Raw genomic sequence first — 26985 nt, 5'->3', positions numbered from 1 at the left:
ACATTCACATCGACCCTTGAAAGGTCACCCCCAAATTCCGATCTGATGTAATGTGAAAAGCATTCACATAGCGAACAAACGGAGAGAGACATGACCACCGCCGCTTATACGAGCCACCTGCCCGCCAATGCCGGCTGGTTCGCACGGGCAGAGGCATGGCTGGATCACAAGGGGAAAGGCGCATGGATCGCGGCAATGGTCCTGGGCTTCATCTTCTTCTGGCCCGTCGGCCTCGCCTTTCTCGCCTACATGATCTGGAGCAAACGCATGTTCAGTAAGTCCTGCCGCTACGCCTCGCGTCATCATGAGGGCCGCAAGGCCGCCTGGGCCGCGATGAAACCGTCGGGCAACAGCGCCTTCGACGCCTACAAGGCGGATACGCTGCGCCGACTTGAAGCGGAACAAGAGGCCTTTGAGCAGTTCCTGGAACGCCTGCGCGAAGCCAAGGACAAGTCCGAGTTCGACCAGTTCATGGAAGACCGCGAGCGCCGGGCCAAGGCCGAAACCGACGAAGCCGAAAACGCCTGAACGACCGGGCGCCCCCAATTCGGGGGCGCTCTGCCCTTTACCTCGCTGGAGTTGACGATGTATTCCGACACCATGTCTCACCTGCCCGATCCTGACCGCCAGGCGGCTTTCTACGATGGCGTGACCGTCAAGCGCGGCATGGCTTGGGTGGTGGACACCGTGCTGATTTCCCTGATTACCCTGCCCATCGCCGTGTTTTCCATCGTCGGGCTTTTCATGTTGCCGCTGATGTTCCTGGTGATCGGGTTCATCTACCGGTGGATGACCATAGCCGGAAAATCCTCGACCCCGGGGATGCGCCTTATGAACATCGAGTTCCGCAATGCCTGGGGGGAACGCTTTGACGGCGGAGAGGCTTTTTTGCACACGCTGGGCTATACGCTGATCGCCACCACGGTGATTCTGCAGATTGCCTCGATCGTGCTGATGTTTGTCAGCGAACGCGGCCAGGGCCTGCATGACATGGTGCTGGGCACCGTCGCCCTGAACCGTCGCGCCTGAGGCAACAGAGGCGCTCAAATCTTGGGATTTATCCCTGTATGTGGGCGGTTTACCAAGAAATCAGAAAGGCCCCGCCGTTGCGGGGCCTTGACGAGTCGAAAGGCTTGGCGCGCGGCGGGATCGTTGTTACCGTTTCGTTAAATTTGCCGAAGGTTTCTGCTCGATGCGTCACTCGCTTCCGCTTGCACCGCAGTTCTACGTCACTGCTCCCCAGCCTTGCCCGTACCTTGCGGATAGGATGGAACGGAAGCTCTTTACCGCCCTGCAAGGCGATTCTGCGCAAAAGCTGAACGATTCCCTGTCCAAGCAGGGATTCCGCAGGTCGCAGAATGTGCTGTACCGGCCGTCCTGTGCCGATTGCGCGGCCTGCCTGTCTGCCCGGATCGACGTCAGACGCTTTCAGCCCACGCGCAACCAGCGCAAGGTCATCAAGCGCAACGCGGGTCTGGAACGCCGGGCCACCAGCCCCTGGGCAACAGAGGAGCAGTACGACCTGTTCCGTCGCTACCTGGATGCCCGTCACGCCGATGGCGGCATGGCCGACATGGACGTGTTCGAATTTGCAGCGATGATCGAGGAAACCCCGATCCGCAGCCGCGTGATAGAGTACCTTGACCCCGAGAGCGACAAGCTGGTGGCAACCTGCCTGACCGACATGCTCGATGACGGGCTATCGATGGTCTATTCCTTCTACGAACCGGACATGGCGCGCCGCTCGCTGGGCAAGTGGATGATCCTCGATCATATCGAGATCGCACGCGAGGCGGGCCTGCCCTACGTCTACCTCGGCTACTGGGTGCCGGGCAGCGACAAGATGGGATACAAGGCCCAGTTCGACGCGCTCGAGATCTACCGCCGTGGGGTCTGGGAGCGACTGGAGAACGCCAGCGACTTTTCGTCGGACACGCATCCGCTGTCGACCGACCCCATCGCCGAGCAGGTCGCGAACATCTCTTTCCCTGACACGCGTGGTTAAAGAACGGGCAGTTTTTTGAGAACTGACCGGTCCGTTTCGTTGCTGGACCGAAAATCTCGTAGCCCCACGCAATTCCCGGTTGCATAGAGGGCATGTTGCGTGCATCCCTGAATTTTGATCAGTTGGTAAAAATTTATCCGGAACCAGCCGCCAAAGGACCGATCGGATGCCCTCTCACGAAGATCAGTTGCGCACTATCCTGAACGGGCTGGACTCCTGCGACCTGGAAACCCGGATCGAAGTCGTGCGAGAGGTGACCGTGCCCCTTCTGGAACACCTGGGCTATTCTCTGGCACGCGATGCGGCGGCGACTGCGGCCTCTTCCGCCTTCATCATGGCGGCGGATCTTGAAAAACGATTGGCCAAGATCGGGTTCATGGTGTCGGACAACGGTCACTAGCGCCCGCGTTTCTTCGCGACAGCAAAAGGGCGGGCCTGTTGGCCCGCCCTTTATCTTTCCGGTGTCGCAGCCGGGTCAGTGCCCCAGGATCGACGGCACGATGGTCACGATCCCCGGGAACAGCGCCAGGATCGCCAGCCCGACCACCTGGATCAGCACGAAGGGCATCACCCCGCGATAGATGTGGCCGGTCGTGACTTCCTTGGGGGCAACCCCGCGCAAATAGAACAGCGCAAAGCCGAATGGCGGTGTCAGGAAGGATGTCTGCAGGTTGACCGCGATCATGATCGTCACCCATTTCGGATCGAAATGCGCGCCGTAGATCACCGGCCCGACAATCGGGATCACGATGTAGATGATCTCGAGGAAGTCGAGCACGAAGCCCAGGATGAACAGGATGATCATCACGATGATGAAGGCCGTACGCGGATCGTCGTAGCTGCGCAGGAAGTCCTGGATGTATTCCTCCCCCCCGAAGGAGATGACCACCAGGTTCAGAAGCTGCGAAGCCACGAGAATGGTAAAGACCATCGACGTCACCTTGGCCGTTTCCCGCACCGCCGGGGTCAGCACCCCGGACCGGAATAGGACCCAGCAGCTGAACAGCAGCCCGAAGAAGGCATAGAGCCAGCAGGCATAGGCAAAGAGGAAGGCAAGCCAGGTCGCGCCGCTGACCTCTTCGACATTGACCCGGAGGTCAAAGTTGATGCCGGTCAGGATCATCAGGATGACCGCGAGGGTCGACCAGATGATGATGCGCGGGCTGCGTTCTTCTTCGGACAGCTTGCGGTAGGCGGCCAGCATGATGGCCCCTGCCGCCCCCAGCGCCGCGGCGGGCGTCGGATTGGTGATGCCGCCCAGGATCGAGCCCAGCACTGCAACGATCAGGACCAGCGGCGGAAAGACCACGCGCAGCAACTCGTTCTTGGACAAGAGCTTCATCGCGTAGACGCAGCCGTAGATCGTGATGGCCCAGGGCAGGATCATTAGCACGACGGTGAGCATGGCCGAACTCGTCGGTCCGATCAGCAGGATGTCCACCACCAGGCCCAGGATGATCCCCACCGCACCGATCTGCAGAGGCAGCGGGTTCGACGAGGGGGAAACGCCCCGCGCCACGGCCAGGATCAGGCCGAAGATCACCGCCAGGGTCGCGATGCCCGTGCCGATGGGCGCCGCGTTGGCGATCTTTTCAGCCTGCAGTTCGGCGATGCGTTCGTCGCTCAGGCGGGTGCTCTGCTGGGCACCGCCCTGGGCGTCGATCTCGGCCTGTTCGGCAACCGCCCTGTCCCAGGCCGCCTGCCCGTGCAGGTCGATCATCGAGGCCTTGCACTGGTCGGAAACATTGGTCCGCAGAGACGCGGCATCGCCGGATTCCGAGAAGCTGTCGACCTGGACCGACTGACTGCCGACCATGCCGACCTCTGCCAACAGGATCGTGCCCGCGATCAACGCGATCGGCACGCCGAGGAACCAGGTGAAGGCTTCACCGCGGGTGACGGGCTCTCCCTCGCCGCCGTCCAGCGTGACCGCCGGCGCCTTGGAGGGGTTCAGCATCGCGTAGCCGAAGGCATAGAGCGCATAGAGCAGCGCCAGCAGGATGCCCGGCAGCAGCGCCGCCTGGAACAGCGTGCCGACCGAAACCACAGCAGGTTCACCAAGGAAGGTCAGCGCATCCGAACAGCCCGCCAATTGGGCCCGGTCTTCTTGTGCCGCGGAATAGAGATCCCCGGCCAGAGTACCCAGCAGAACGATCACGATCGAGGGCGGGATGATCTGCCCCAGCGTGCCGGAGGCCGCGATGACCCCGGTGGCCAGTTCCGGCGCGTAGTTGTTGCGCAGCATGGTGGGCAAAGCCAGCAGGCCCATCGTCACCACGGTCGCGCCGACGATCCCCGTCGAAGCGGCCAGGAAGGCGCCGACGACGACGATGCTCACGGCCAGACCGCCCGGCAGCGGGCCAAAGACCCGCGCCATGGTGGTCAGCAGGTCGTTGGCGATCTTCGAGCGTTCCAGAACGATGCCCATCAGGACGAACATCAGAACCGCCAGCAGCGTCTCGATCGATTGCCCCGCGATCACCCGTTCGTTGATCCGGTTGACGATGAACGAGATGTTGCGGTCCATCGCGGTTTCCCAGCCTTGCGGGAAGACCGGCACCTCGACCCTTGGCAACTCCGGGTATCGGAAGATCGAAATCGCCTTCTCGTTGGCCCCGCTTGCCAGCAGGGCATTGTAGGCCTCCGACCCGGTGTCGATGGCCTGGTGTATCAGCAGGCCCGCGCTATCGAGGGCCGCGATGATCCCGAAGGAAATGATCCCCGCGCCGCCGATGGCAAAGGCCACCGGAAACCCCGACAGGATCGCCGAAAAGAGCGTCAGAAAGACGATGATCAGGCCGATCTCGACGCCATCCAATCCAAACAACATGCGCCTGCCTCTCAGAATTCCGCGTGGTCGTAGGGCTCTTCGCCCTCTTCAAGCTGGTCTCGGTCGAGGTATTTGCCCGCCGACTCCTCGCCTTCCTTCCACTCGAGGAACGAGCGGTAGAAGAAGGCCCAGGCCTGGATGAAGATCAGCGCCAGCATGATCGCGACCAGGATCTTGAACAGGAAGTAGGCGTTGAATCCGTTGGGGCTGAAACCGATCGTTTCGACGTTCCATCGCACCGCGCGCGCCTTGAGCAGCAGCCGGTCCAACCCATCCGAGGCCGAGGGTTTCGGCACGATCAGGTGACGCCACATGAAGAACCAGGCATACAACCAGATCAGCGTCGCAACCGGGATCATGAAGAACAGCGCACCGAACATGTCGATCATGCGCTTTACCCGGTGGCTGACCGCCGAATAGACCAGATCGACGCGGACGTGCCCGCCCTGCACGAAGGTGTAGGTCAGGCAGAGCGCGACAACCATCGCGTTGTAGAGTTTCAGTTCCTCGGCGAACCAGGAAATATCGAACTGCACCGGGATACCGAAGCCGATCGAGATGTCGGGCCGGGCAAAGATCCGTTGCATGAAGACGATCATCACCTGCTGCAACACCATGATCAGACCCGCCCAGGCGAAGAAGCGCCCGACGGTATTGGCCATGCCCTCCAGCACGCGCACGGTCCCCCAGAGGAACCGGTTGCTGTAGAGCCCGGCCAGAAAGATCACCAGGAAGAAGGTGAATACCACAAAGAAGAACTCGACCGAGGCACCATAGTAGACGAAGCGCATGACCGCTTCCTTGTCTTCCGTCGTGTTCTCCCAGCTCAGCCAGTCCAGCCAGGCCATCGGATGCGAAATCGCATAGCCAAGGTTCCAGAAGGCAAGGGCGATGTTTTGCACCACCCAGACCAGGAACCCGCCGATGGCGCCGAAGAACGAGCCCGTCGCGGCCTCTGCTTCCATCATGTCCCCCAAAATATCGGTCCGGCACCCTGGCCGGCATCACGAGTCGCCACGCCAGTCCCGCGTGGCGCAACGGCGGGCTGGCAAAAACGCCGCCCGCCAATGCCGAAAAGGCCCCCGCGCTGCAAGGGCCTTTCCAGTGATCGGAGCGGGATCAGCCCAGCACGCGGTCGCGCTGTGCGACGTAGGTGCCCGAGGATGTCTGGATCCAGGCCGAGGACGACTTCATCGAGGCCATCGCGCTGTCGTGGATGCGCTTGTACAGGTCGTCGCCCATGTTCTCGGCATGGACCTCTGCGGATGCCTTTCCGAAAGCTTCCCAGACGCTGTCGGGGAATTCGCGGATGGTCACGCCGGCGGACTGCAGACGCTGCAGGGCGGCACCGTTGGCGGACAGGAACTGGCCCAGGTTCCACTGGTGCGCTTCGGCAGAGGCGATCTCGATGATCTTCTGGTGCGCCGGCGACAGGCTTTCAAAGACGTCGCGGTTGGTTGCGACAGAGAGGCTTGCGCCCGGCTCGTGGAAACCGGCGGTGTAGTAGATCTTGGTGATCTCCTGGAAACCGGCCTTTTCGTCGGCCCAGGGGCCGATCCATTCGGTGCCGTCGATCGCGCCTGAGGACAGTGCCTGGTAGACCTCGCCGCCGGGGATGTTCTGGACCGATGCACCCAGCTTGCCCAGGGCCTGGCCGCCAAGGCCCGGCATACGGAACTTGAGGCCGTTGAAGTCCTCGGGGCCGGTGATCTCGTTGCGGTACCAGCCGCCCGCCTGCGCGCCGGTGTTGCCGCCGAGGAAGGATTTGAGACCGAAGATCTGGCCCAGTTCGTCGTGCAGCTCCATGCCGCCGTCGAAGTAGTACCAGTTCACCTGTTCCTGAGCGGTCAGGCCAAAGGGAACGGCGGTGAAGAAGGCATAGCCCGGGTGCTGACCGACAAAGTAGTAGTCCGCACCGTGGTACATGTCGGCCTGACCGGCGGTCACGGCGTCGAAGACCTCGAATGCGCCCACGAGTTCGCCCGCGGCCTTGAGATCGACGGTCAGCTGGCCGTCGGTCATCTCGGTGATGATGGTCGCAACACGCTCGGCGGCGTCATGCACACCGGCCAGACCACGGCTCCAGGTGGTGACCATTGTCAGCGTGCGCTTGCCCTGAGCGTAGGCCGGAGCGGCCAGCGTCGAGGCGGCCGCAGCACCGGCACCCACGGTCGAGTTGCGAAGGAAAGAACGACGATCCATTGAAATCCTCCCAGATTCTGTTTCTGCACGGGGCTCCCCACCTCGCGCGGATCGGTTTGAGTGCGGGCACCCTAGGGATTGATTCCGACGTTGGGAATACCCAGTGCTACGGAGAAAAGCCGGAAAAACGGCTTGCCCTTGCGGAATGCGGGCGGGATCCAAACGCGCCCTGCCCCGGGTTTTGCCCCGGAGGCGCCTCCGGGGCGTTCCCATCGCCGCGGGCTTGTGGTTTTCTAAGGGCATGTTCGCGCGGTTCCGCCTTAGCTACGGGCAAAAGCTCTTTCTGCTGGCCAGTGTGCCGCTGGTCCTGGCGGTCTCGGCCATTGCGCTGCTGGTTGCCCAGCAGGCCCGCAGCCTGGCCGAACGCGAGATCCAGGGGCTGGAAACGCAGCTGCTGGCGGCCAAGAAACGCGAATTGCGCAATTACGTCACGCAGGCCCGCAACGGGTTCTACTTTGTCTATGGTTCTGCCGCACCGGACGACGCGGTCGCCAAGACGCAGGTCCTGCAGATCCTGGCCGCCATGATCTACGGCGAAGAGGGCTTTTTCTTCGTCTACGACTACGACGGCCAGAACCTCGTCTCACCCCGCCAGACCGATCTGATCAACACCAATCAGTGGAACCTGACCGACAGCGAGGGCACCTTTGTGGTGCAGGAATTCATCGAGACGGCGCGCCAGGGGGCAGGCTATGTCGATCACCTCTGGCCCAAACCCTCGACCGGCGAAGAGGGGCGCATGGTGACCTATGTGCTGGGCCTGCAGGACTGGCGTTGGGCCGTGGGCACGGGGGTCTTCATCGACGACGTTCTGGGCAGCGTCGCCGCCTCGCGGGCCGAGGTCGAGGCGCGCGTTCAGCGCAATTTCATCTATATCGGGGCCATTACCCTGGGTGCGCTGCTGCTGGTCTTTTTGTCCGGTCTGATCCTGAACCTGCGTGAAAGGCGGCTGGCGGATGCCAAGCTTAAACAGCTGACGCAAAGGGTGCTGGACGCCCAGGAAGAGGAACGCGGTCGCGTGGCGCGCGAGCTGCACGACGGCATCAGCCAGATCCTCGTCGGGGTGAAATATGCGCTCGACATCGCTCGGCGCCGCGTGATGTCGGGCGATCCCCGCGCCGAAGAGACCCTCGCCAAGGGCGCCGACCACCTCGGTCAGGCCATCAACGAGGTGCGCCGTATCAGCCGCGACCTGCGACCGGGCGTGCTGGATGACCTGGGCCTTGGCCCCGCCATCAAGGCGCTGGCCGAGGAGTTCCGGCAGCGCACCGGCATCGAGACCGAATTCACAACGGTTGTCTTCCGCAACCGGCTGGATCAGGAGGCCAAGATCGCCCTGTTCCGCATCGCGCAGGAGGCCCTGACGAACATCGAGCGCCATTCCGGCGCCAGCCAGGTCAGCATCGACATTCGCGGCCACCGCGCCGGGGCGACCCTGCGTGTCGCCGACAACGGAACGGGGATGCGTGACACACCGGGCGCCGCCCGCGGGATTGGGTTGCGCAACATGCAGGAACGCATGGACCAGCTGAACGGAACCCTGCGCGTCTTGTCGTCCCGCGATGGCACAGTTATCGAGGCACAAGTGCCCTTGACCCACCTGCTTCCGCCCGAAGAAAGCGCCGACCCGCAACCGAAAGCCCGCGCATGACCCCTGCCCCCACCCGAGTCGTTGTTGTCGATGATCATCCGATGGTAGCCGAAGGCATCGAGGCGATCCTGGAAAGCTACGACGATATCGACGTGATCGCCACGCTCTCGGACGGTCAGACCATGATCGACCGGCTCGACAGCCTGTCTCCGGATGTCATCCTGATGGATCTCAACATGCCGGGCCTTGGCGGGTTGTCGGCGACCGAGATGATCCTGGAACGCCGACCGGCGACGCGCATCCTGATCCTCTCCATGCACGACTCGCCCGAGTACATCTCGACCGCGCTCAGCCATGGCGCTCGCGGCTATGTACTCAAGGACGTGCCGACCGATGAGATCAAGCGCGCCATAGACGTCGTGATGGTGGGAGAGAAATATCTCTGCCCCGGGGCAGAGGGCGCACTCGCGCCGCACGGGCAGGAACGTGAACAGCTGACCAATCGCGAACAGATGGTTCTGCTGCAACTGGCGCAAGGAAAGTCGAACAAGGAAGTGGCTGGCGCGCTGGATATTTCCGTGCGCACCGTGGAAACGCACCGCAAGAACATCCGCCGCAAGCTGGGAGTCAGCAGCACCGCCGCGCTGATGCGTTATGCGCTGGAACACGGGGTATTGCAGGGGACCGGCGCGAACCTCTGACCGCGCCCGTCATTTCCGCAAGTCGCCTCGGTCCGTCAGGTCAGAGATCGACGCCGACCTGTTCGCGATCGCATTCGTCCCAGAACTTGTAGACCATCGCCGGGACGATCCTCGCCTCCGACAACTCGGGTTGGGTTTCCGCAACGCGTTTGGAGGGCACGCCGCCAAGAGCCGCCGCCAGCCCCATGAGGACCACAAGGGCCACGGCTTTGCAGATCGTGAAATCGCGGTAGAAAATGTTCTTTTTCATGTCGAGACCCTCGTCTCCTCTAGATGCATCCTCAGCATCGCCGATGCCCTTGCTTCGCACAACTCACGTTGCCGCGCGCGATTGTTGCAATTCAATCAACCGGTCCCGTACGAGATGATGCGCGCCTTTGTCAGGCTGGTGTCGCTGTGGTGGTGCCCCGCCTGCAGGCCAAGCCCCAGGGCAATGAATAGCGCAAGACACAGCGCCTTGAACGCGGTGAAATTCCTGACTTTCCGAGAGCGTAACATGGCTTTTCCGTCCGAAGTGAACTGTCGGGTTCGGTTTGCCAGATGCCCTGCCCTGACGGCAATTCCTGATTTGCGCATATGCGCACAGCGTTTCTGCATGGGTTGACTTGTGTGCGCGGCGATGGTTTGGGCAATTTTTGGAAAGGCCGCGCCGTCCTGAATGAAATTTGCTTTCTTCCACTTCAACGGTTGACGCTTCGTGCCGCGCGCCATAGTGTCCCCGCGCGATGCAAAGGAGCCTCGGGCATGTCCACGCTAGTGGTAATCGTAGGAACAAGGCGCATGGGCCGGTAATCCGGAACCCTTCCAGGACCCCATGCGCCCCCGAACTGACCCTCGGGGGCTTTTTTGTGCGCAAACGTACAGTGTCGTGAACGGAGAACAATGCGATGACACGTCAGATGACCGGAGCGAAAATGGTGGTTCAGGCCCTCAAGGACCAGGGCGTGGACACGGTATTCGGCTATCCCGGCGGCGCTGTACTACCCATCTATGATGAGGTCTTTCAGCAGAACGACATTCGCCACATCCTGGTCCGTCACGAACAGGGCGCGGTTCATGCCGCCGAGGGCTATGCCCGCGCGACCGGCAAGCCGGGCGTGGTTCTCGTGACGTCTGGCCCCGGGGCGACCAATGCCGTCACCGGCCTGACGGATGCCTTGATGGACTCGATCCCGATCGTTGTCCTGACCGGTCAGGTGCCGACCTTCATGATCGGCTCGGACGCCTTCCAGGAGGCCGATACCGTCGGCATCACCCGCCCCTGCACCAAGCACAACTGGCTGGTGAAGGACACCGCGCGGCTGTCGTCGACCATCCACGAGGCCTTTCACGTCGCCACCTCGGGCCGTCCCGGTCCGGTGCTGATCGACATTCCCAAAGACGTGCAGTTCGCCAGCGCAGAGTACCAGCCGATCCCGAAAACCTCGGTCGGCCACTACCAGCCGCAGGTCAAGGGCGACATGGAGATGATCGAGGCGCTGGTCGAAGCGATCGAGATGGCCGAGCGCCCGGTCTTCTACACAGGCGGCGGCGTCATCAACTCGGGCCCCGCGGCCAGCCAACTGTTGCGGGAACTGGTGGACGCCACGGGCTTTCCGATCACCTCGACCCTCATGGGACTGGGCGCCTACCCGGCCTCGGGCCGTCACTGGCTTGGAATGCTGGGGATGCATGGTCTTTACGAGGCCAACCTTGCGATGCACGGCTGTGACCTGATGATCAACGTGGGCGCGCGTTTCGATGACCGGATCACCGGCCGCATCGACGCCTTCAGCCCGAACTCGCACAAGGCACATATCGACATCGACCCGTCGTCGATCAACAAGGTGATCAAGACAGACATCCCGATCATCGGTGACGTGGGCCATGTCCTTGAAGACGTACTGAAGGTCTGGAAATCGCGCGGCCGCAAGGTCAATCGCGAGTCGCTGTCGAAATGGTGGTCGCAGATCGAGGAATGGCGCAAGGTCGACTGCCTCAAGTTCAAGCCTGCGGAAAACACCATCAAGCCGCAGCACGCGCTTGCCCGGCTTGAGGCGCTGACCAAGGGCCATGACCGCTACATCTGCACCGAGGTCGGCCAGCACCAGATGTGGGCTGCGCAGTATCTTGGATTCGAGGATCCCAACCGCTGGATGACCTCCGGTGGCCTGGGCACGATGGGCTATGGCTTCCCGGCCTCTGTCGGCGTGCAGGTGGCGCATCCCGATGCGCTGGTCATCAACGTCGCGGGCGAGGCGTCCTGGCTGATGAACATGCAGGAGATGGGCACCACGGTGCAATACCGCCTGCCGGTCAAGCAGTTCATCCTGAACAACGAACGCCTGGGCATGGTGCGCCAGTGGCAACAGTTGCTGCACGGCGAGCGGTATTCGCATTCCTGGAGCGAGGCGCTGCCCGATTTCGTCAAACTGGCCGAGGCCTTTGGCGCCAAGGGCATCATCTGCAAGGACCCGGCGGACTTGGACGACGCGATCATGGAGATGATCGAGCACGACGGGCCGGTGATCATGGATTGCCTTGTCGAGAAGCACGAGAACTGCTTCCCGATGATCCCCTCGGGCGAGCCGCACAACAAGATGCTGCTGGGCGACGCCAAGGCGACCAATGCCATCGCCGGCAAGGGCGCGGTGCTGGTCTGATCCGGCAAGCTCTGAACCAACAGGAACGCGTCGGCCCCGGTGGTCGACGCGTTTTTCTTTGCCCCCTGACCGCACCGCAGGTGACGCGGCGCGATTTCGCCCAAGTTCCGGAATAGCCGAACCCCCATGGCCCCGTCCCGATCATCATACCGCGCGCCGTGGCCCGCAGGAATTGCCAGCCGAAACCGCCGCGTTCGACGGGCCGGACCGAAGACATGCGTATGGGCGGCACGATGAAGGGCGCGGCGGCGCGACTGCGTTGGCTGGACCGAGCCAAGGGCGCGGGCATCATCCTCGTGGTCTTCGGCCATGCCTGGATCGGCGCGCAAGCGGCAGGTCTACTGGCCGCTGGCCCGCTGGTCCGCACCGTCGAGGCGCTGATCTACAACTTTCACATGCCATTGTTCTTCTTGTTGTCCGGCGTCACCTTCGAGGCTTCGGCCCGTCGACGCCCGCTGGTTCGCGGCATGAAGGAGAAGGCGATCCGCCTGCTCTGGCCGCTGCTGCTGTGGACCTATGTCTTTGCCGGTTTCCGTTTTCTGGCCGGAGGCGCGGCGAACACTCCCGGGGGGCCGTCGGATCTCATCGGCTGGCCCCTTCCGCCGCGCGATCACCTGTGGTTCCTCTGGGCGCTTTTCCTGATCCAGATGCTGGGGCTACTCGTGGCGGCGCCCGGGGAAAGGCCGCGTCCCGCCTGGCTCTGGCTTTTCCTTGCGCTTGCTGCCGGCGGGCTGGTCTCTTTGGCCGGCCTGCCGCTGGGTCCCCTGACAGTAAATGCCGCGCTGCACCTGGGGATCTTCCTCCTGGGCATCTGGCTAGCGCGACAACCACCACTGCCCTCGGGCGTACCAATGGCGCTGAGGGCGTTGACCGTCTTCGGCGTCGTGCAACTGGTCAGCTTTTCCCTGCCTCAAACCGTGTTGGGCTTTCAGGTGGTCGCGGCGCTGCTCTCGCTCTGTTTCATAGTGATGATGAACGCCCCGCAGGGAGATGGCGGGCGCCTGGGCCGCATGCTGGAGCGGTTGGGACAGCTCTCGATGCCGATCTACCTGGCGCACACGCTGTTCACGGCTGCCACTCGGATCGTCCTGTTCAAGCTCACAACCGATGTGATGGTCCACCTCGTGCTGGGCACCGTGGCCGGTCTGATTGGCCCTGTCGTACTGTACTATGCGGCGCGCCGCGTTGCTTCCCCAAAGCTCCCGGGGTTCTGAGCGGCGCAAACCAAGTCCCGTGGCCCACCGCTAGCTGCCTGGCGATGGCCCGCGTCCGGGTGGTACTGCGTAAGGGCTTGCTCAGGAACTCGTCCATGTCGACCACCCGGATCTCTACCGTCCATTTCGGTGGCATTGCCAGTCGACTCGATGACCGCGCGAAGGAGCCCGCCCCTTCTGCCCGGTCAGCCGCACCAACAGGTGCCGAAGGTCCTCGAGCAGCGACGTCCGGGCCATTAAATGCCGTGAGAGCGGCGTTTTGCGCCGCTCGCTTCTGGTCAAAGTTGCCGATCTTGGCTAAACCTTCCGCGGCCCGTCGCCCGGCGGGCCGGCACTCCTCAGAAAGGCCCAGAGATGTCAGCACTCAAGATCAAGAAAGGCTCGAGCAAGCACTCCGCCTACAACCTCCGCCCGAACTTCTCGGACGTGCAGGAGACCCATACCGTCGCCGTGCTTGTAGAGAACGAGCCGGGCGTGCTGGCGCGTGTGATCGGGCTGTTCTCGGGACGTGGCTACAACATCGACAGCCTGACCGTGGCCGAGGTCGACCATGAAGGCCACCTGAGCCGGATCACGATCGTCACCAGCGGCACGCCGCAGGTCATCGAACAGATCAAGGCACAGCTGGGTCGGATCGTGTCGGTGCGCGACGTGCACGACCTGACGGTCGAAGGCAAATCCGTCGAACGCGAACTGGCATTGCTGAAGGTCGCCGGATCGGGGGACAAGCGGGTCGAGGCACTGCGGCTGGCGGACATCTTCCGCGCCAATGTCGTCGACTCGACCCTGGAAAGCTTTGTCTTTCAGTTGACCGGCACACCGGACAAGATCGACGCCTTTGCCGATCTCATGCGTCCTCTCGGCCTGATTGAGGTTGCGCGAACCGGCGTCGCCGCCCTGGCCCGCGGGGTCTGACTGCTATTGAAGGCGTGGTCAGGATCCGCAGGGTCCCGACCAGCCGTTTCAGCTGGCGCGACGCGCTTCCGGAAAGCGGACCACATTGCCCGCGGTCGAGGTTTTGCCCGGTCCGCGGGTTTTCAATTCGTGAACGATCGCCGGGGCGAACCCCGCGTCCACCCGGCGCAGGTTACGCGCCCTGCGAACGTCCCGCTCTTCACGCAGGTCGAACTGGATCAGGTCTCCTGCGTCGAGGTCCAGACCGTCGTGCAGGTTTTGCTCCGCTGCCGTGTAATAGGCGAGATTTCCATGGTCTTCGCACCAGATCACAGCTTTGCTGTCACTGGCATCCGCCCACAATACAACGCCAAACATCTGATCTTGCATAAGTACACCCACTGATGGTCGCATGATCAGGGTGAATGAATCCTTGCCGAGCCGACAGATTATTTTCCGTGTCGCCTCCTTGATTTTTGTGGCGCAAGGCGGCACTTTTGGCGCCAATGCGCATCAGCGATGACGCCACCTAGCATCAAATACTATCGCTGGTTGAGGTCAAACGACAAAAATGCTGCACTTCAAAGGCACTATGAGACAGGATCGGAACATCATGGCGGAGAAACGTGCCACAAATGCGACCAAACAAGGCCCGACTCCGTCCGAACTCCGCAGCATGCTTGGCGCCAACCTGAGACAGCTGTCACAACGCGCACCCTCGATCTCGGCCCTGTGCCGTGAATTGGGGATCAATCGCACGCAGTACAACCGCTACCTGGCCGGTGAGAGTTTCCCGCGGCCGGACGTGCTGCATCGGATCTGTACCTATTTCAACGTGGATGCGCGCATCTTGCTGGAACCGGTCGGCGACATCTCCAGCGGCAATAGCAGCATCTTCAACAATCCCGCGATCTCGGATTTCCTTGGCGGGGCAACCCGGCCCGTCGCCGAAGAGGACTTCCCCAGCGGGTTTTATCGCTTTGCACGGCGCAGTTTTCTGGACGAGAACATGTTTGTGCGCGGTCTGATCTATGTCTTTCGCAACCGCCAGGGCACCTTCCTCAAGGGGTTCGAAGCAAAGGATGCCATGCGCCAGCAGGGCCTGAATACAGATCCCGCCACGCGAGAGTTCCGTGGTGCGGTAATTCCACAGGAGGACGGCATTGCTGCCCTGGTCAGCCGTCACGGCTCGATCACCTCGTCCTTCAACTATCTGGCGCGCATTCCTTCGTTCGAGAACAACTTCTGGGCCGGCTACGTCACCCGAACGGTCCGGGAAAACGTTGCCGGGCGGCGGGTTGAGCGCCTGGTCTACGAATACCTCGGAAGCCGGATGAAGGACGTCCTGCCCGCTGCGCGCAGTTCCGGATTCTGCCTTGAATCCGACCTGCTGACCTATCAGCGCAACCTGCTGAAACCGGGCGAACCCTTCGTCTGAACGCGCTCGGCGCCATCCAAGGTCGCTTTGATACAATCCGTGTCGGGTTTGTTCGGGACAAGTGCACATTCTGCAACTAACGCGGAGTCCATTCCACGTCAGCAGAAGGCCCTTCCCCATGACCATTGCCCAGACCGATCTTGACAGCGTCCGCCGTCCCGTCGCCCAGGCCAATGGCCTGCCGAACGCACATTACATCGACCCGGGCGTCTTTGCCGAAGAGCGCGACGCGCTGCTCTTTTCCCAGTGGGCCGGCCTGGCCGTGGCTGCCGACGTGCCGGAAAATGGCGATGCCAAGCCGATCACCTTTCTCGGAATGCCGCTCTTGCTGCTGCGGGGCCGTGACGGCACCGTACGCGTGTTCCAGAACATCTGCCGCCACCGCGGCATGATCCTGGTCGACGAGGCCCGCAAGATCGAGGGCGCGATCCGTTGCCCCTATCACTCCTGGTGCTACGGGTCCGATGGCCGCCTGGTCAGCACGCCACATGTGGGCGGCCCCGGCCACAACACCCACGAGGCGATCGACCGGAGCACCCTTGGCCTGATCGAGGTCCGCAGCCACATCTGGCGCGACATCGTCTGGATCAACGTCTCGGGCGACGCGCCCGCCTTTGAAGAGGCCATGAGCGACGTCATGACCCGCTGGGCGGAATTCGAACAGCCGGTCTACCACGGGGGCGCCGACAGCACGATCACGCTGGAGGTCCAGACCAACTGGAAACTCGCGGTCGAGAACTACTGCGAAAGCTACCACCTGCCGTGGGTGCACCCCGGACTGAACTCCTATTCCCGGCTCGAGGATCACTACAACATCGAACAGCCCGGCGCCTATTCGGGTCAGGGCACGCTGGTCTACCGGCAGGTCACGAACGAGAACGGAGAGCCCTTCCCCGATTTCGAAGGTATCTCGGACAAGTGGGATACCGCCGCCGAATACATCGCCGTCTATCCCAACGTCCTTCTTGGCGTGCACCGCGACCATGCCTTTGCCATCGTCCTCTTGCCCGAGGGTCCGGGCAAGACGATCGAGAGCGTCCATCTCTATTATTCCCAGCCCAAGACCGACAGCGGGCTGCGACAGCGCAACACGCAACTCTGGAAGACGGTCTTCGAGGAAGACATCTTTGTCGTCGAGGGCATGCAGCGCGGGCGCTACGCCTCGGGCTTTGACGGCGGCCGCTTCTCGCCCGCGATGGACAGCCCCACGCATTGTTTCCACGACTGGGTCGCCAGCAAGATCCAGACCCATCGCAGCCTGTCGGAGGCGGCCGAATGAAGGCGCTGGACGACAGGCTGCTCGCAGCGCACGCGGCGGACGACCGCCCCGCGCTGGTGGGCCTGTATGCGCAGGCAGCGGAGACGGTGAACGATCTGGATGCCGCCTGCTTCTACCTGACCCATGCCTATGTCTTTGCGCTGGAGCTGGGTGACACGCGCGCCACGGCACTGCACGCGCGTCTCAAGGCCGAGGGGCGGGAGACCTGACAACATCGCCGAGAGGCGCTGTAAGGTGCCTCTCAGGCCACCACATGCGCCCCGGCCTCGTGCTCGGCGCCATAGGCGATCATGTCATACAGGTGCCAGGTCGCATGCCCCAGGAGCGGCAGCGAGATGAACAGCCCCAGGAACCCCGGCAGCATCGACAGCAAGGTGACCGCCGCCACGAAGACGGCCCAGGCTAACATCGGCACCGGGTGCCTCTGGACGTAGCTGAACGAGGTGATCATCCCGGTCACGAAATCGATGTCCCGGTCCAGCAGCATGGGCAGCGACAGAACCGAGATCATGTAGAGCACGACCGAAAAGACCGCGCCAACCCCCGTTCCCACGGCCAGCATCATCAGCCCATTGGCGGTAAAATAGATGTCCAGCGAGCTGGAGACATTGGTCATTGTCGACAGGCCAAGGAACAGCGCAAAGATCATATGCGCGAGAAAGAACCAGAACAGGAAGATCACCAGCACCACGGCCCCCAGCCAGGGCAGCTGCCCGCCGCCAGAGCGTTTCACCACGCTCAGGATCTCAATCCAGTCCAACGGCCTGTCCTGCTCGATCCTGCGGCTGACATCGTAGAATCCCACCGCCGCAAAGGGCGCGATCAGCGGAAAACCGATGGCCGCGAAGACCAGCCAGTAACTCTGCCCGGTGATCCAGGTGACCCAGGCCATGAACCAGCCGCCCAGGACGTAGACAGAGGCGAAGAGCACGGCAAAGCCCGGCGCGCGCCGCAGGTCGCTCCAGCCGCGCCGCAGCGCCTCGCGCAGCATCTCGACATCGACCGGGCCAAGGTCCGGAACACCTGGCTTGGGTGTGTCGGGCATCGCTTTCCTCCTGCCGATCGTCTCCTCCGGCATTCAGTAAACGAGATATGACCCGCGCAGGCAAGAACAGGTTTGGTGCAAATGCCACTGCAAAACACGCCAGCAGCCGTTCAGGCCGACACATCCTCCCTCGCGCACGCTTTCGTCGCGCCAGGGGCGCGGCGCATGTTCTTGGTTTGAAAACAACACGGAGGCAGCGACGGCACGGGGGCCGCGCACCTTCGCTGAGGGTCAGTCCTCGGCCTGGGCGTCCGCGCGGCTCTTGCCTGCCACGTTCATCGCCAGAGTCGCGGCCATGAAGGGATCAAGGTCACCGTCCAGAACACCAGAGGTGTCGGCGGTCTCGTAGTTGGTCCGCAGGTCCTTGACCATCTGGTAGGGCTGCAGGACGTAGGACCGGATCTGGTTGCCCCAGCCCGCGTCGCCCTTGGCCTCGTGCAGGGCGTTGACCTCGGCGTTCCGCTTGTCGAGCTCCAGCTGGTACAGCCGCGATTTCAGCGCCTTCATGGCGATGTCACGGTTCTGGTGCTGCGACTTTTCCGAAGAGGTCACGACGATGCCCGTCGGCGCGTGCGTGATCCGCACAGCAGAGTCGGTGGTGTTGACGTGCTGACCGCCCGCGCCAGAGGACCGGAAGGTGTCGATGCGGATGTCGGCCGGGTTCACCTCGATCTCGATATTGTCGTCGATCACCGGATAGGCGCCCACGGCGGCAAAGCTCGTCTCGCGCGTGCCCTTGCCAAAGGGCGAAATCCGCACAAGGCGATGCGTGCCGCTTTCGGATTTCAGCCAGCCATAGGCGTTCGGCCCCTTGATCTGGTAGGTGGCAGACTTGATGCCCGCCTCGGCGCCCGCCTGTTCTTCCTGAAGATCGACCTCGAAACCGCGTTTCTCGGCCCAACGGACGTACATCCGCGCCAGCATCTGCGCCCAGTCGCAGGCCTCTGTGCCGCCGGCGCCCGCCTTGATTTCCAGGAAGGCATCGTTGCCGTCGGTCTCTCCGTTCAGGAGCGCCTCGAGCTCTTTCTTGGCCGCCTTGTCCACCAACGAAGCGATCGCCGCCTCGGCCTCGGCGACGACCTCCTGGTCGTCCTCCATCTCGCCCAGCTCGATCAGTTCGATCTGGTCGGCGAGGTCTTGTTTCATGGCCGTATAGGTTTCCATCGCGTCGACCAGCTGCTGACGCTCGCGCATCAGTTTCTGCGCCGCCGCCGGATCATCCCACAGGTTCGGGTCCTCGACGCGGGCGTTGAATTCCTCCAGCCGGTGTTGGGCCGTATCCCAGTCCATGCGCTGGGCCAGCAGGTCGAGTGATTTCTCGATCTTTTCCACGTGGTTCTGGGTCTCTGCGCGCATGTCTTATGGTCCTGTCTCGGTCCTCTCGGGTGATGCGTGATAGCAAGGGGCAGGCGGACGGGCAAGCCGGGGAACCGCCCTGCCCGTCGGACCGGCCAAAGGCGTCAGTAAAGACCGCCCGAGCTGAGCGTGCCAAAGCCGGCCTTGGGGCCCACGATGGCCTTGTCGCCGGTCGAGGTCGTGACCTCCTGCGCGACGGTCGACCCGTCCGGCTGGATCACGTCGAAGGTGCCCGAGATCGCAAAGCCGCCGTCGAACATCACGCCAAAGATCGGCTCTTCGCCCAGACGGAAGCACTCGGACACGACGTTGGGACCGCTGGCATCGGCCGGCAGGCGCGCACCCGAGAAACGGTCGATCTTGATGAACTGGCATTCTTCGGGAACCTTGAAGTTGCCACCGCCGTATTTCTTGACCGCTTCCTGCATGAACTGGTTGAACACCGGACCGCACATGCCGCCACCCGAGGCACCACGGCCCAAGGAACGCGGCGTGTCATACCCGATGTAACAGCCCGCCACGATGTTCGAGGTGAAGCCCACGAACCAGACGTCCTTGGCATCGTTCGTGGTGCCGGTCTTGCCCGCGGTCGGCACGCTGAGGTTGACCGTGCGCGATGCGGTGCCGCGGTCCACGACGCCACGCATCATCGAGGTCAGCTGGTAGGCGGTGACCGCGTTCATCACCCTTTCGCGTTCGTCGGCAATCCGGGGCGCCTGTCCTTGCGGCAGGTCCGGGTTGTCACAATCCACGCAGACCCGTTTGTTGCCAAAGACGGACTCGTGCGAATAAACGGTGCTGCCATAGCGATCCTGCACCCGGTCCACCAGCGTCGGTTCGACCCGTTCGCCGCCGTTGGCGAACATGGCGTAGGCGGCGACCATGCGGAACAACGTCGTTTCGTCCGCGCCCAGCGAGTTCGCGATGGACAGCCCCATCCGGTCGTAGACGCCGAATTTCTCCGCATAGCTGGCGACGATATCCATGCCCACTTCCTGCGCCAGGCGAATGGTCATCAGGTTTCGAGAGCGTTCGATCCCGGTGCGCAGCGGCGTCGGGCCGTAATATTGGTGCGAGGCGTTCTTGGGCCGCCAGACGCCGGCGCCGGTGTCCACCTCGATCGGCGCGTCGACAACGATGGTCGCGGGCGAATACCCGGAATCCAGCGCCGAGGCATAGACGAAGGGCTTGAAGCTCGACCCCGGCTGGCGCATCGCCTGCGTCGCCCGGTTGAAGACCGAGTTCTGGTACGAGAACCCGCCCTGCAGTGCGATGACGCGCCCGGTGTGGGCGTCCATCGCCATGAAGCCGCCCTGCACTTCGGGCACCTGCCGCAGGGTCCAGCGGATGAAGGCTCCGTCGCTGTCCTGGGTCATCTGGCGGACGTGGATCACGTCGCCGGGTTCGAAATTGTCAAAGAGGCTGCCCTTGAACCAGTCGGTATCGGATCGCGGCACGGTCATGCCGCGCGGATCGTCCAGCGCCACGTCCTCGATCCCCAGAAGCAGCGAGTTGTCACGCACCTCGCGCACCACGGCCACATGCCAGGGGTGTTCCAGAACGATGTCGCGGGCCACGCGCAGATCCGCCAGCGCCTCGCGCCATTTGGCCTCGTCGCCCAGCGTGTCGGCCGGTATCGTCTTGCCAGTGCCACGCCATTCCCCGCGCGAACGGTCGTATTTTTCCAGCGCGCTGCGCAACGCCAGGGCCGCCTGGCCCTGCATTTCCGGGTCGAGGGTCGCGCGAACGGAATACCCGCCGGAGAAGAACTGTTCCTCGCCGAAGTCCCGACTCAGCTGGCGGCGGATCTCGTCGGTGAAATAGTCGCGCGGCGGCAAAGATCGCTGGTAGGGTTCGAAATCGCCGTTCTGGACGGATTTCAGCGGCATCGCGACCTCGGCCTGGTACGTGGCCTCATCGATGTAGCCGTTTTCGAACATCTCCTTCAGAACGAAATCGCGGCGTTCCCGCAGGCGGTCCTTGCGGCGGACCGGGTGATAATCGGACGGTGCCTTGGGCAACGAGGCCAGCGTGGCCGCCTCGTGCGGGGCCAGTTCCGACAAGGTCTTGTTGAAATAGACCTGTGCCGCAGCGGTGACGCCATAGGCGTTCTGACCAAGGAAGATCTCGTTCAGGTACAGTTCGAGGATCTTTTCCTTGTCCAGCGCACCTTCGACGCGGCTGGCCAGGATGATTTCCTTGATCTTGCGTTCGACGTGACGATCGCCCGACAGCAGAAAGTTCTTCATCACCTGCTGGGTGATCGTCGAGGCGCCGCGCGTGTTGCCGCGGGCCGTGTCGATGGCCGCCGACACGATGGCGCGCGGATCATAGCCATTGTGGGTATAGAACGACTTGTCCTCGGCGCTGATGAAGGCGTGCTTTACCATGTCCGGAATTTCCCGGGCGGGCGTGAACAGGCGCCGTTCCTGCGCGAATTCGTCGATCACGCGGCCCTCGGCGGAATAGATCCGGCTGATCGTGGGCGGCGAATACTGTGCCAGGTGTTCATGGCTGGGCAGATCGCGCCCGTACATCCAGAAGACGGCCCCGATGGTCAGCGCCACCATCATGGCGCCCATTGTCACGACCGAGAAGATCGCCCCGAAGAAGGAAAAGATGAAACGCAGCACATGCGGCTCCCGCTACCCGAATGAGGCCGTGTTTATAGCGCATAAGGGCATGGGTCAAAACACATCGACGCGCGTCGGGCGGCGGTTTGCCGAAAGGGCGCCTATTGCCGGCGCAGGCGCGACAGGGCTTCGTCCTCCAGCGCCCAGGCCGCGATCCCGTCCCGGAGCCCGCGCGCCATGCCCGCGCGCCAGACCGGATCCTGCAGGTTGCGCAGATCCTGTTCCGTGGACAGGAACCCCAGTTCGACCAGGACGGACGGGATGTCGGCCGATTTCAGAACCGAAAAGGCCGCCTGCCGCAGCGGGTCCTTGTGGACATGTCCCAAAGCACCGTCGATTCCGGCGACGATGTGTTCGGCCAGCGCCTGGCTGCGCGGCGTGTTGTCCAGCCGCGCCAGATCCATCAGGATCTGGGCGACCCTGTCATCGGTTCCGGTCAGGTCCAGCCCCGCCAGCAGGTCGTCGCGGTCATGCCGTTCGGCCAGCGCAGCCGAGGCCGCGTCGGAGGCCTCTTCGGCAAGGGTATAGACCGCCGCCCCATGCGCCACCCCCTCTTCCAGCGCATCCGCGTGCAAGGAAATGAACAGGTCCGCACCAACCTCATGGGCGTATTTCACCCGCCCTTCGAGCGAGACAAAACGATCCTCCTGCCGGGTCAGCCGCACATCGTAGTCACCGGACCGCAACAGAACCTCTCGCAGTTCCAGCGCGAAGGTCAGAACAAGGTCCGCCTCGGTCACGCCATCCCTCTGTGCGCCCGGATCGATGCCGCCATGCCCCGGATCCAGCACGATGGTCAGGGGGCGATCCGGGTCAGGATCGGTGCGGCGCGCCCGGGGGCGGGTCTGGACCCAGGACGGATCTGCCGGCGGCCCGGCGGTGCTGGCGAAACGCTCGGCATCGCCCTGGTCCAGTTGCAGGGTCAGCTCTGCCCCTGCGCCATCGGGCAGCACACGCATCCCGGCGCTTTGCACCAGCATCGGCTCCGCCAGTTCGGCCACCAGCCGGGACCATCCCGGACGAAACAGCCCAATGCGCAAGGCGCTGATCCGGTCACTCTGGTCCAGTTCGGCGGGATCGGCGCCCTGCCAGTCGACCTCGGCGAAATCCAGCACCAGGCGGTCCGGGTCGGTCAGGGTGAACATCCGCCAAGGCACGCCCTGCGACAGGGTCAGGGTCAGTTCCGTGCCGCCGAAACGACGATCCTCGATCCGTCCGTCGATCAGCCGCGCCAGCCCGGCATCCTGGGCGGCCGCACTGCCAGCCCAGAGGCTCAGCGCCAACAGGAGAGTAAATAATCTGCTCATGTGCCCCGGTTCCGGTGTTTGCCGCACTCTATGGGAATCCGGCAAGGTCGTTCAATCCCGGACAGGCCGGCTCAGGCGGCGCCCTTCCCGCGCGCGGCCATGAAGGCCCCGAGCCTTGCAAGGCCTTCCTTGATCTCGTCTGTCGACTGGGCATAGGCAAAGCGCAGCGTGCCGCCGCCCCGCACCGGGTCGAAATCCAGTCCCGGCGTCACCGCGACCCCCGCATGGTCCAGGATCTCGCGGGCAAAGGCCCGGCTGTCATGGGTCAGGTGACTCACGTCGGCATAGACGTAAAAGGCCCCGTCCGGCGGCGCGATCCGGTCGAATCCAATCCGTGGCAACCCGTCCAGCATCAACTGACGATTGCGCGCATAGACGGCAAGGTTTTCTTCCAGCTCGTCCTGTGCATCCAGCGCCGCAAGGGCCGCGACCTGGGCGGCATGTGTCGGACAGATAAACAGGTTCTGGGCCAGGCGTTCGAACTGGCGGACCATGTCCTCGGGCACCACCAGCCAGCCGATCCGCCAGCCGGTCATCGAGAAATACTTGGAGAAGGAGTTGATCACCACGACATCGTCGCTGATTTCCAGCGCCGAGACCGCGCCCTTTTCGTACTCGATCCCGTGATAGATCTCGTCCGACAGGAACGCTGCACCGCGCGCCTGCGCGTCCGCGATAAGCGCCGCAAGTTCCGGCTTTTCCAGCATCGTGCCGCTGGGATTCGCCGGGCTGGCAACCAGGAGCCCCTCGTAGTCGATGTCCGCGAGGTCGTCGGGCGTGGGCTGATAGCGGTTTTCCGCCGAGCACTGCACCTCGACCGTGGTCACGTCCAGCGCCTTGAGGATTTGCCGGTACGACGGATAACCGGGCGCGCCCAGGGCCATGCGGTCGCCCGCATCGAACAGCGCGGTGAAGGCAAGAATGAAGCCGCCGGAGGACCCCGGCGTCACCACCACCCGGCCCGGGTCCAGGTCGATCCCGTACCACTCATCATAGAGTTTCGCGATGCGCGCACGCAGTTCCGGCAGCCCAAGTGCAACGGTGTACCCCAGCGGATCGCTTTCCATGTCGCGCGTCAATGCGGCACGGGCAGCGGCGGGCGCGGGGGTGCCGGGCTGGCCCAGTTCCATGTGGACGATGCTGCGTCCGTTCGCCTCGGCCTGCCGAGCGGCTTCCATCACGTCCATCACGATAAAGGGATCAACCGCACCCCGCCTTGAATTCCGCATGCCCGCCTCTCTACTGTGTCGCCAGTGAGGCTTACGAGCACAAGGAGCAGCCCGTCAATGATCCGCCACACGATCCTGTCCCGTCTGACCGCCTTGGTGATGTCTCTGTCCATTCTGGCAGCAGCTCCGGCCCAGGCGGCCACCACGCTGCTGCGCGACGCGGACATGGAATATGCGCTGCGCCAGCTTGCTTCGCCCATCCTTTCCGCCGCCGGCCTCAGCCCGCAGCAGGTCAAGATCATCGTGATCGACGACGGGTCACTGAACGCCTTTGTCACTGATACGCGGCATATCTTTCTGCATTCCGGGCTGATCATGCGGCTGGACAGCGCCGAGGCCCTGCAGGCCGTGATCGCGCACGAGGCCGCACATATCGCCAACGGCCATATCGCGCGCCGCCTTGGCAACCTGCGGGCTGCGCGCACCGCCGCCGGGATCGGCATGGCGCTGGCCGCCGCTGCCGCCGCCGCCGGTGCCAACAGCCAGGCGGCGGCGGCGGCCGCCATCGGGTCGCAATCCTCGGCCATGCGGCTGTTCATGTCGCATACCCGGGCCGAGGAATCCGCCGCCGACATATCCTCTGTCCGGTTCATGATGCGCGCCGGTGTCGATCCGCGCGGCGCGCTGGAGGTGCAAGAGCTCTTTCGCGGCCAAGAGGCGCTGTCGGTCGGTCGTCAGGACCCCTACATGCGCACCCACCCGATGACCCGTGACCGGCTGCGCGCGCTCGAGGCGCTGGTGGCCGGACAGAAAAGCCCCGGCCGGGATGCCACCGCGCAATACTGGTTCAAGCGGGCACAGGGCAAACTGACCGCCTTCAAGCGCGCGCCTTCGTGGACGCTGCGACGGCTCAAGGACAGCGGAAGCCAGGACATCGCCCACATGCGCGAGGCCGTGGCCTGGCACCGCCAGTCGAACCTCAAGAAATCCCTCGCCGCGATCGACCGCGCCATCGCGCTGCGCCCCAGCGATCCTTACTTGCTGGAGCTCAAGGGCCAGATCCTGCTGGAGTCGCGCCAGTTCGGTGCCGCCGTGCAGGTCTACCAGGCGGCCGCCAATCGCGCCCCGCGCGAACCGCTGATCCTGGGGGGCTTGGGTCGATCGCTGCTTGCCACCGGCAACCATCGGCAGGCGTTGAAGGCGTTGGAGGCCGCCCGCGGGCGCGACTTCACCGATGCCCGCGTGCTGCGCGACCTTGCCGTGGCCTATGCCAAGACCGGCCAGCCGGGCATGGCCTCGGTCGTGACGGCGGAACGTTACGCCCTGCAGGGGCGCCTCAAGGACGCAAGGCTGCACGCGGAACGCGCGGTTGCCACCCTGCCCCGCGGCTCTGCCCCGTGGCAACGGGCACAGGATGTGCTAAGTGCGGCGAAACGGGCCAAATAACAAACAACACCATTGGGAGTCCCCATATGTTCACCTCGACCAAATTCCTTTGCGGCAGTGCCGCTGCCCTCTGTCTGCTTGCGGCCCCGATGGTGCAGGCGCAGGACGACGACGGCTTTGATTTCTCGTCCATGTCGCCCGACCAGCGCGCCGCTTTCGGCGCACAGGTGCGCGAGTACCTGCTGGAAAACCCGCAGGTCATCATGGAGGCCGTCGCCGTTCTTGAAGACCGTGAAAAACAGGCACAGGCCGCGCAGGACGACGCCCTTGTGTCGGACAACATGGCCCGCCTGCTGGACGACGGGTTCTCCTGGGTCGGCGGCAATCCCGACGGCGACGTGACCGTGATCGAGTTCATGGATTACCGCTGTGGCTATTGCCGCCGCGCCCATCCCGAGGTCGAAGAGCTGATCGCCAGCGACGGCAACATCCGCTACATCCTCAAGGAATTCCCGATCCTGGGCGAGGCGTCGATGGTGTCGTCGAAATTCGCCGTCGCCACGCATATCGTGGCTGGGGACGAGGCCTACAAGGCCGTGCATGATGCGCTGATCACGCTGGAAGGCAACCCGGGCAACGGACCTCTGCGCCGGATCGCGCAGACGCTGGGCCTGGATGCCGATGCGATCATGGCAGAGATGGACAGCGACGAAGTCGCCCGCCGCATCGCGGAAACCCGTGAACTGGCGCTGGCCATGAACATCAACGGCACCCCCAGCTTTGTCTTCGGCGAGGAAATGGTGCGCGGCTATGCGCCGCTGCCCACCATGCGCCAGATCATCGAAGACCAGCGCGCCGCCGAGTGATCCGGGCCGCACTCGTCATCATTGCCTTCTGCGCCGGCCCTTCTCTGGCGCAGGAGATGTCGCTGTCGGAGCGTCTCAGGGCGCTCAGCGCGCCGGCGCCAACAGACTTCTATGCAGACGAACGCCAAGACGACCTGGACCTGATCGCCCGCCATGCACCGGCGCTGTTCGGCAAGCAGGGCGCCGTGATCGCCATGTTCAGCGGGCCGGACTGCGACAATTGTGCCGCCGCTTGGGCCGATCTGCAGGACATGGCACGGGCGCAGGGCGTCTCTGCAAGATTGCTGGACACGGCCGAGCCAGAAAACGGCGCGCTGATGCAGGCGCTCACGCTGGACACCTTGCCCTCTTACGTCATGCGCGACAGGCTGATCCGGGGTGAGATGCCGGCCTTCGTCCTGGGCCGGTACCTGACGGAATGAGGCGG

The 26985-nt window shown here is 63.5% G+C and carries 26 protein-coding genes; 15 read left to right on the top strand and 11 right to left on the bottom strand.

The features are described from left to right. The first annotated feature begins 90 nt into the window (after nt 1-90). The 4 genes from RBB42_RS12905 (at nt 91) to RBB42_RS12890 (ending at nt 2405) form a co-directional block, all read left to right on the top strand. Nucleotides 91-528 carry a DUF2852 domain-containing protein gene (locus tag RBB42_RS12905; RefSeq protein ID WP_305969831.1) on the top strand — a complete coding sequence of 146 codons (438 nt, stop codon included), beginning with the start codon at nt 91-93 and terminating at the stop codon, nt 526-528. 57 nt (nt 529-585) lie between these two features. Next, nucleotides 586-1029, top strand: a complete 444-nt coding sequence (locus tag RBB42_RS12900; protein WP_305969830.1) for an RDD family protein — start codon at nt 586-588, stop codon at nt 1027-1029. A gap of 163 nt (nt 1030-1192) precedes the next feature. Then, the gene (locus tag RBB42_RS12895) at nt 1193-2005 is read left to right on the top strand and encodes an arginyltransferase (protein ID WP_305969829.1); all 813 of its coding nucleotides are present in this window, start codon (nt 1193-1195) and stop codon (nt 2003-2005) included. A 166-nt stretch (nt 2006-2171) separates the two neighbouring features. Further along, complete coding sequence (locus RBB42_RS12890; protein ID WP_306043694.1) at nt 2172-2405, top strand: hypothetical protein; 234 nt, start codon at nt 2172-2174, stop codon at nt 2403-2405. A 75-nt stretch (nt 2406-2480) separates the two neighbouring features. Here RBB42_RS12890 and RBB42_RS12885 read toward each other — a convergent pair whose 3' ends face one another. The 3 genes from RBB42_RS12885 to RBB42_RS12875 all read right to left on the bottom strand — a co-directional run bounded on the left by RBB42_RS12885 (nt 2481) and on the right by RBB42_RS12875 (nt 7037). Next, entirely contained in the window at nt 2481-4835 is a 2355-nt protein-coding gene (locus RBB42_RS12885; protein WP_305969827.1) for a TRAP transporter large permease subunit, read from the bottom strand. An 11-nt stretch (nt 4836-4846) separates the two neighbouring features. Further along, nucleotides 4847-5800, bottom strand: a complete 954-nt coding sequence (locus RBB42_RS12880) for a TRAP transporter small permease subunit (RefSeq protein WP_305969872.1) — start codon at nt 5798-5800, stop codon at nt 4847-4849. A gap of 154 nt (nt 5801-5954) precedes the next feature. Continuing rightward, nucleotides 5955-7037, bottom strand: coding sequence for a TRAP transporter substrate-binding protein (locus RBB42_RS12875; protein ID WP_305969826.1), 1083 nt, complete (start codon nt 7035-7037; stop codon nt 5955-5957). 241 nt (nt 7038-7278) lie between these two features. Between RBB42_RS12875 and RBB42_RS12870 the strand changes: the two genes are divergently transcribed. Continuing rightward, nucleotides 7279-8688, top strand: coding sequence for a cache domain-containing protein (locus RBB42_RS12870; protein WP_305969825.1), 1410 nt, complete (start codon nt 7279-7281; stop codon nt 8686-8688). After that, on the top strand, nt 8685-9329 hold the full coding sequence (locus tag RBB42_RS12865; RefSeq protein ID WP_305969824.1) for a response regulator transcription factor: 645 nt from the start codon (nt 8685-8687) through the stop codon (nt 9327-9329). Before RBB42_RS12870 ends, RBB42_RS12865 begins: the two co-directional genes overlap by 4 nt. 40 nt (nt 9330-9369) lie before the next feature. Here RBB42_RS12865 and RBB42_RS12860 read toward each other — a convergent pair whose 3' ends face one another. Beyond that, nucleotides 9370-9579 carry a hypothetical protein gene (locus RBB42_RS12860; protein ID WP_305969823.1) on the bottom strand — a complete coding sequence of 70 codons (210 nt, stop codon included), beginning with the start codon at nt 9577-9579 and terminating at the stop codon, nt 9370-9372. Nucleotides 9580-9674: 95 nt separating this feature from the next. Continuing rightward, the gene (locus RBB42_RS12855) at nt 9675-10040 is read right to left on the bottom strand and encodes a hypothetical protein (RefSeq protein WP_305969822.1); all 366 of its coding nucleotides are present in this window, start codon (nt 10038-10040) and stop codon (nt 9675-9677) included. Nucleotides 10041-10216: 176 nt separating this feature from the next. Between RBB42_RS12855 and RBB42_RS12850 the strand changes: the two genes are divergently transcribed. The 3 genes from RBB42_RS12850 to ilvN all read left to right on the top strand — a co-directional run bounded on the left by RBB42_RS12850 (nt 10217) and on the right by ilvN (nt 14100). After that, nucleotides 10217-11971, top strand: a complete 1755-nt coding sequence (locus RBB42_RS12850; RefSeq protein ID WP_305969821.1) for an acetolactate synthase 3 large subunit — start codon at nt 10217-10219, stop codon at nt 11969-11971. Between the two features lie 215 nt (nt 11972-12186). Further along, complete coding sequence (locus RBB42_RS12845) at nt 12187-13185, top strand: acyltransferase family protein (RefSeq protein ID WP_305969820.1); 999 nt, start codon at nt 12187-12189, stop codon at nt 13183-13185. Nucleotides 13186-13539: 354 nt separating this feature from the next. Further along, the gene (ilvN, locus tag RBB42_RS12840) at nt 13540-14100 is read left to right on the top strand and encodes an acetolactate synthase small subunit (RefSeq protein WP_305969819.1); all 561 of its coding nucleotides are present in this window, start codon (nt 13540-13542) and stop codon (nt 14098-14100) included. Between the two features lie 48 nt (nt 14101-14148). On the opposite strand, the gene RBB42_RS12835 is transcribed toward ilvN, so the two are convergent. Beyond that, nucleotides 14149-14469 carry a hypothetical protein gene (locus RBB42_RS12835; RefSeq protein ID WP_305969818.1) on the bottom strand — a complete coding sequence of 107 codons (321 nt, stop codon included), beginning with the start codon at nt 14467-14469 and terminating at the stop codon, nt 14149-14151. Between the two features lie 223 nt (nt 14470-14692). Here RBB42_RS12835 and RBB42_RS12830 point away from each other — a divergent pair, with 223 nt between their 5' ends. The 3 genes from RBB42_RS12830 to RBB42_RS12820 all read left to right on the top strand — a co-directional run bounded on the left by RBB42_RS12830 (nt 14693) and on the right by RBB42_RS12820 (nt 17005). Then, nucleotides 14693-15517 (top strand): helix-turn-helix domain-containing protein, encoded by an 825-nt coding sequence (locus RBB42_RS12830; RefSeq protein WP_305969817.1) that lies wholly within the window; start codon nt 14693-14695, stop codon nt 15515-15517. A gap of 118 nt (nt 15518-15635) precedes the next feature. Next, nucleotides 15636-16796: an aromatic ring-hydroxylating oxygenase subunit alpha gene (locus RBB42_RS12825; protein ID WP_305969816.1), complete on the top strand. Its 1161-nt coding sequence runs from the start codon at nt 15636-15638 to the stop codon at nt 16794-16796. Next, on the top strand, nt 16793-17005 hold the full coding sequence (locus RBB42_RS12820; RefSeq protein ID WP_305969815.1) for a hypothetical protein: 213 nt from the start codon (nt 16793-16795) through the stop codon (nt 17003-17005). The genes RBB42_RS12825 and RBB42_RS12820 overlap by 4 nt, the downstream gene beginning before the upstream one ends. A 32-nt stretch (nt 17006-17037) precedes the next feature. Here RBB42_RS12820 and RBB42_RS12815 read toward each other — a convergent pair whose 3' ends face one another. The 5 genes from RBB42_RS12815 to RBB42_RS12795 all read right to left on the bottom strand — a co-directional run bounded on the left by RBB42_RS12815 (nt 17038) and on the right by RBB42_RS12795 (nt 24366). Further along, nucleotides 17038-17841: a DUF2189 domain-containing protein gene (locus RBB42_RS12815; protein ID WP_305969814.1), complete on the bottom strand. Its 804-nt coding sequence runs from the start codon at nt 17839-17841 to the stop codon at nt 17038-17040. A gap of 231 nt (nt 17842-18072) precedes the next feature. Next, complete coding sequence (gene prfB / locus RBB42_RS12810; protein ID WP_305969813.1) at nt 18073-19197, bottom strand: peptide chain release factor 2; 1125 nt, start codon at nt 19195-19197, stop codon at nt 18073-18075. A gap of 104 nt (nt 19198-19301) precedes the next feature. Further along, nucleotides 19302-21830 (bottom strand): penicillin-binding protein 1A, encoded by a 2529-nt coding sequence (locus tag RBB42_RS12805; RefSeq protein WP_305969812.1) that lies wholly within the window; start codon nt 21828-21830, stop codon nt 19302-19304. 101 nt (nt 21831-21931) lie between these two features. Continuing rightward, nucleotides 21932-23137: an N-acetylmuramoyl-L-alanine amidase gene (locus RBB42_RS12800; RefSeq protein ID WP_305969811.1), complete on the bottom strand. Its 1206-nt coding sequence runs from the start codon at nt 23135-23137 to the stop codon at nt 21932-21934. Between the two features lie 71 nt (nt 23138-23208). After that, entirely contained in the window at nt 23209-24366 is a 1158-nt protein-coding gene (locus tag RBB42_RS12795; RefSeq protein ID WP_305969810.1) for a pyridoxal phosphate-dependent aminotransferase, read from the bottom strand. A 57-nt stretch (nt 24367-24423) separates the two neighbouring features. Between RBB42_RS12795 and RBB42_RS12790 the strand changes: the two genes are divergently transcribed. Genes RBB42_RS12790 through RBB42_RS12780 form a run of 3 tightly spaced genes read left to right on the top strand, consistent with a single transcriptional unit; the run spans nt 24424 to nt 26980 of the window. Next, nucleotides 24424-25752, top strand: coding sequence for a M48 family metalloprotease (locus RBB42_RS12790; protein ID WP_305969809.1), 1329 nt, complete (start codon nt 24424-24426; stop codon nt 25750-25752). 26 nt (nt 25753-25778) lie between these two features. After that, nucleotides 25779-26558, top strand: a complete 780-nt coding sequence (locus RBB42_RS12785) for a DsbA family protein (protein ID WP_305969808.1) — start codon at nt 25779-25781, stop codon at nt 26556-26558. Then, the gene (locus RBB42_RS12780; RefSeq protein WP_305969807.1) at nt 26555-26980 is read left to right on the top strand and encodes a hypothetical protein; all 426 of its coding nucleotides are present in this window, start codon (nt 26555-26557) and stop codon (nt 26978-26980) included. Before RBB42_RS12785 ends, RBB42_RS12780 begins: the two co-directional genes overlap by 4 nt. Nucleotides 26981-26985: the final 5 nt, after the last annotated feature.

The sequence above is a fragment of the Mameliella sp. MMSF_3455 genome (assembly GCF_030733205.1).
In the GTDB taxonomy this organism is placed as follows: domain Bacteria; phylum Pseudomonadota; class Alphaproteobacteria; order Rhodobacterales; family Rhodobacteraceae; genus Antarctobacter.
This window is presented reverse-complemented; position numbering and strand designations above follow the sequence as displayed.

What these genes read in the sequence shown, in the direction of transcription:
- RBB42_RS12885 (WP_305969827.1), bottom strand. Translation starts at nt 4,835, where the DNA reads ATGTTGTTTGGATTGGATGGCGTCGAGATCGGCCTGATCATCGTCTTT.
- RBB42_RS12795 (WP_305969810.1), bottom strand. Translation starts at nt 24,366, where the DNA reads ATGCGGAATTCAAGGCGGGGTGCGGTTGATCCCTTTATCGTGATGGAC.
- RBB42_RS12900 (WP_305969830.1), top strand. Translation starts at nt 586, where the DNA reads ATGTATTCCGACACCATGTCTCACCTGCCCGATCCTGACCGCCAGGCG.
- RBB42_RS12850 (WP_305969821.1), top strand. Translation starts at nt 10,217, where the DNA reads ATGACACGTCAGATGACCGGAGCGAAAATGGTGGTTCAGGCCCTCAAG.
- RBB42_RS12815 (WP_305969814.1), bottom strand. Translation starts at nt 17,841, where the DNA reads ATGCCCGACACACCCAAGCCAGGTGTTCCGGACCTTGGCCCGGTCGAT.
- RBB42_RS12870 (WP_305969825.1), top strand. Translation starts at nt 7,279, where the DNA reads ATGTTCGCGCGGTTCCGCCTTAGCTACGGGCAAAAGCTCTTTCTGCTG.
- RBB42_RS12785 (WP_305969808.1), top strand. Translation starts at nt 25,779, where the DNA reads ATGTTCACCTCGACCAAATTCCTTTGCGGCAGTGCCGCTGCCCTCTGT.
- RBB42_RS12875 (WP_305969826.1), bottom strand. Translation starts at nt 7,037, where the DNA reads ATGGATCGTCGTTCTTTCCTTCGCAACTCGACCGTGGGTGCCGGTGCT.
- RBB42_RS12790 (WP_305969809.1), top strand. Translation starts at nt 24,424, where the DNA reads ATGATCCGCCACACGATCCTGTCCCGTCTGACCGCCTTGGTGATGTCT.
- RBB42_RS12880 (WP_305969872.1), bottom strand. Translation starts at nt 5,800, where the DNA reads ATGGAAGCAGAGGCCGCGACGGGCTCGTTCTTCGGCGCCATCGGCGGG.
- RBB42_RS12855 (WP_305969822.1), bottom strand. Translation starts at nt 10,040, where the DNA reads ATGGCGCGCGGCACGAAGCGTCAACCGTTGAAGTGGAAGAAAGCAAAT.
- prfB (WP_305969813.1), bottom strand. Translation starts at nt 19,197, where the DNA reads ATGCGCGCAGAGACCCAGAACCACGTGGAAAAGATCGAGAAATCACTC.
- RBB42_RS12895 (WP_305969829.1), top strand. Translation starts at nt 1,193, where the DNA reads ATGCGTCACTCGCTTCCGCTTGCACCGCAGTTCTACGTCACTGCTCCC.
- RBB42_RS12890 (WP_306043694.1), top strand. Translation starts at nt 2,172, where the DNA reads ATGCCCTCTCACGAAGATCAGTTGCGCACTATCCTGAACGGGCTGGAC.
- RBB42_RS12865 (WP_305969824.1), top strand. Translation starts at nt 8,685, where the DNA reads ATGACCCCTGCCCCCACCCGAGTCGTTGTTGTCGATGATCATCCGATG.
- ilvN (WP_305969819.1), top strand. Translation starts at nt 13,540, where the DNA reads ATGTCAGCACTCAAGATCAAGAAAGGCTCGAGCAAGCACTCCGCCTAC.
- RBB42_RS12835 (WP_305969818.1), bottom strand. Translation starts at nt 14,469, where the DNA reads ATGCAAGATCAGATGTTTGGCGTTGTATTGTGGGCGGATGCCAGTGAC.
- RBB42_RS12820 (WP_305969815.1), top strand. Translation starts at nt 16,793, where the DNA reads ATGAAGGCGCTGGACGACAGGCTGCTCGCAGCGCACGCGGCGGACGAC.
- RBB42_RS12860 (WP_305969823.1), bottom strand. Translation starts at nt 9,579, where the DNA reads ATGAAAAAGAACATTTTCTACCGCGATTTCACGATCTGCAAAGCCGTG.
- RBB42_RS12800 (WP_305969811.1), bottom strand. Translation starts at nt 23,137, where the DNA reads ATGAGCAGATTATTTACTCTCCTGTTGGCGCTGAGCCTCTGGGCTGGC.
- RBB42_RS12825 (WP_305969816.1), top strand. Translation starts at nt 15,636, where the DNA reads ATGACCATTGCCCAGACCGATCTTGACAGCGTCCGCCGTCCCGTCGCC.
- RBB42_RS12830 (WP_305969817.1), top strand. Translation starts at nt 14,693, where the DNA reads ATGGCGGAGAAACGTGCCACAAATGCGACCAAACAAGGCCCGACTCCG.
- RBB42_RS12845 (WP_305969820.1), top strand. Translation starts at nt 12,187, where the DNA reads ATGCGTATGGGCGGCACGATGAAGGGCGCGGCGGCGCGACTGCGTTGG.
- RBB42_RS12905 (WP_305969831.1), top strand. Translation starts at nt 91, where the DNA reads ATGACCACCGCCGCTTATACGAGCCACCTGCCCGCCAATGCCGGCTGG.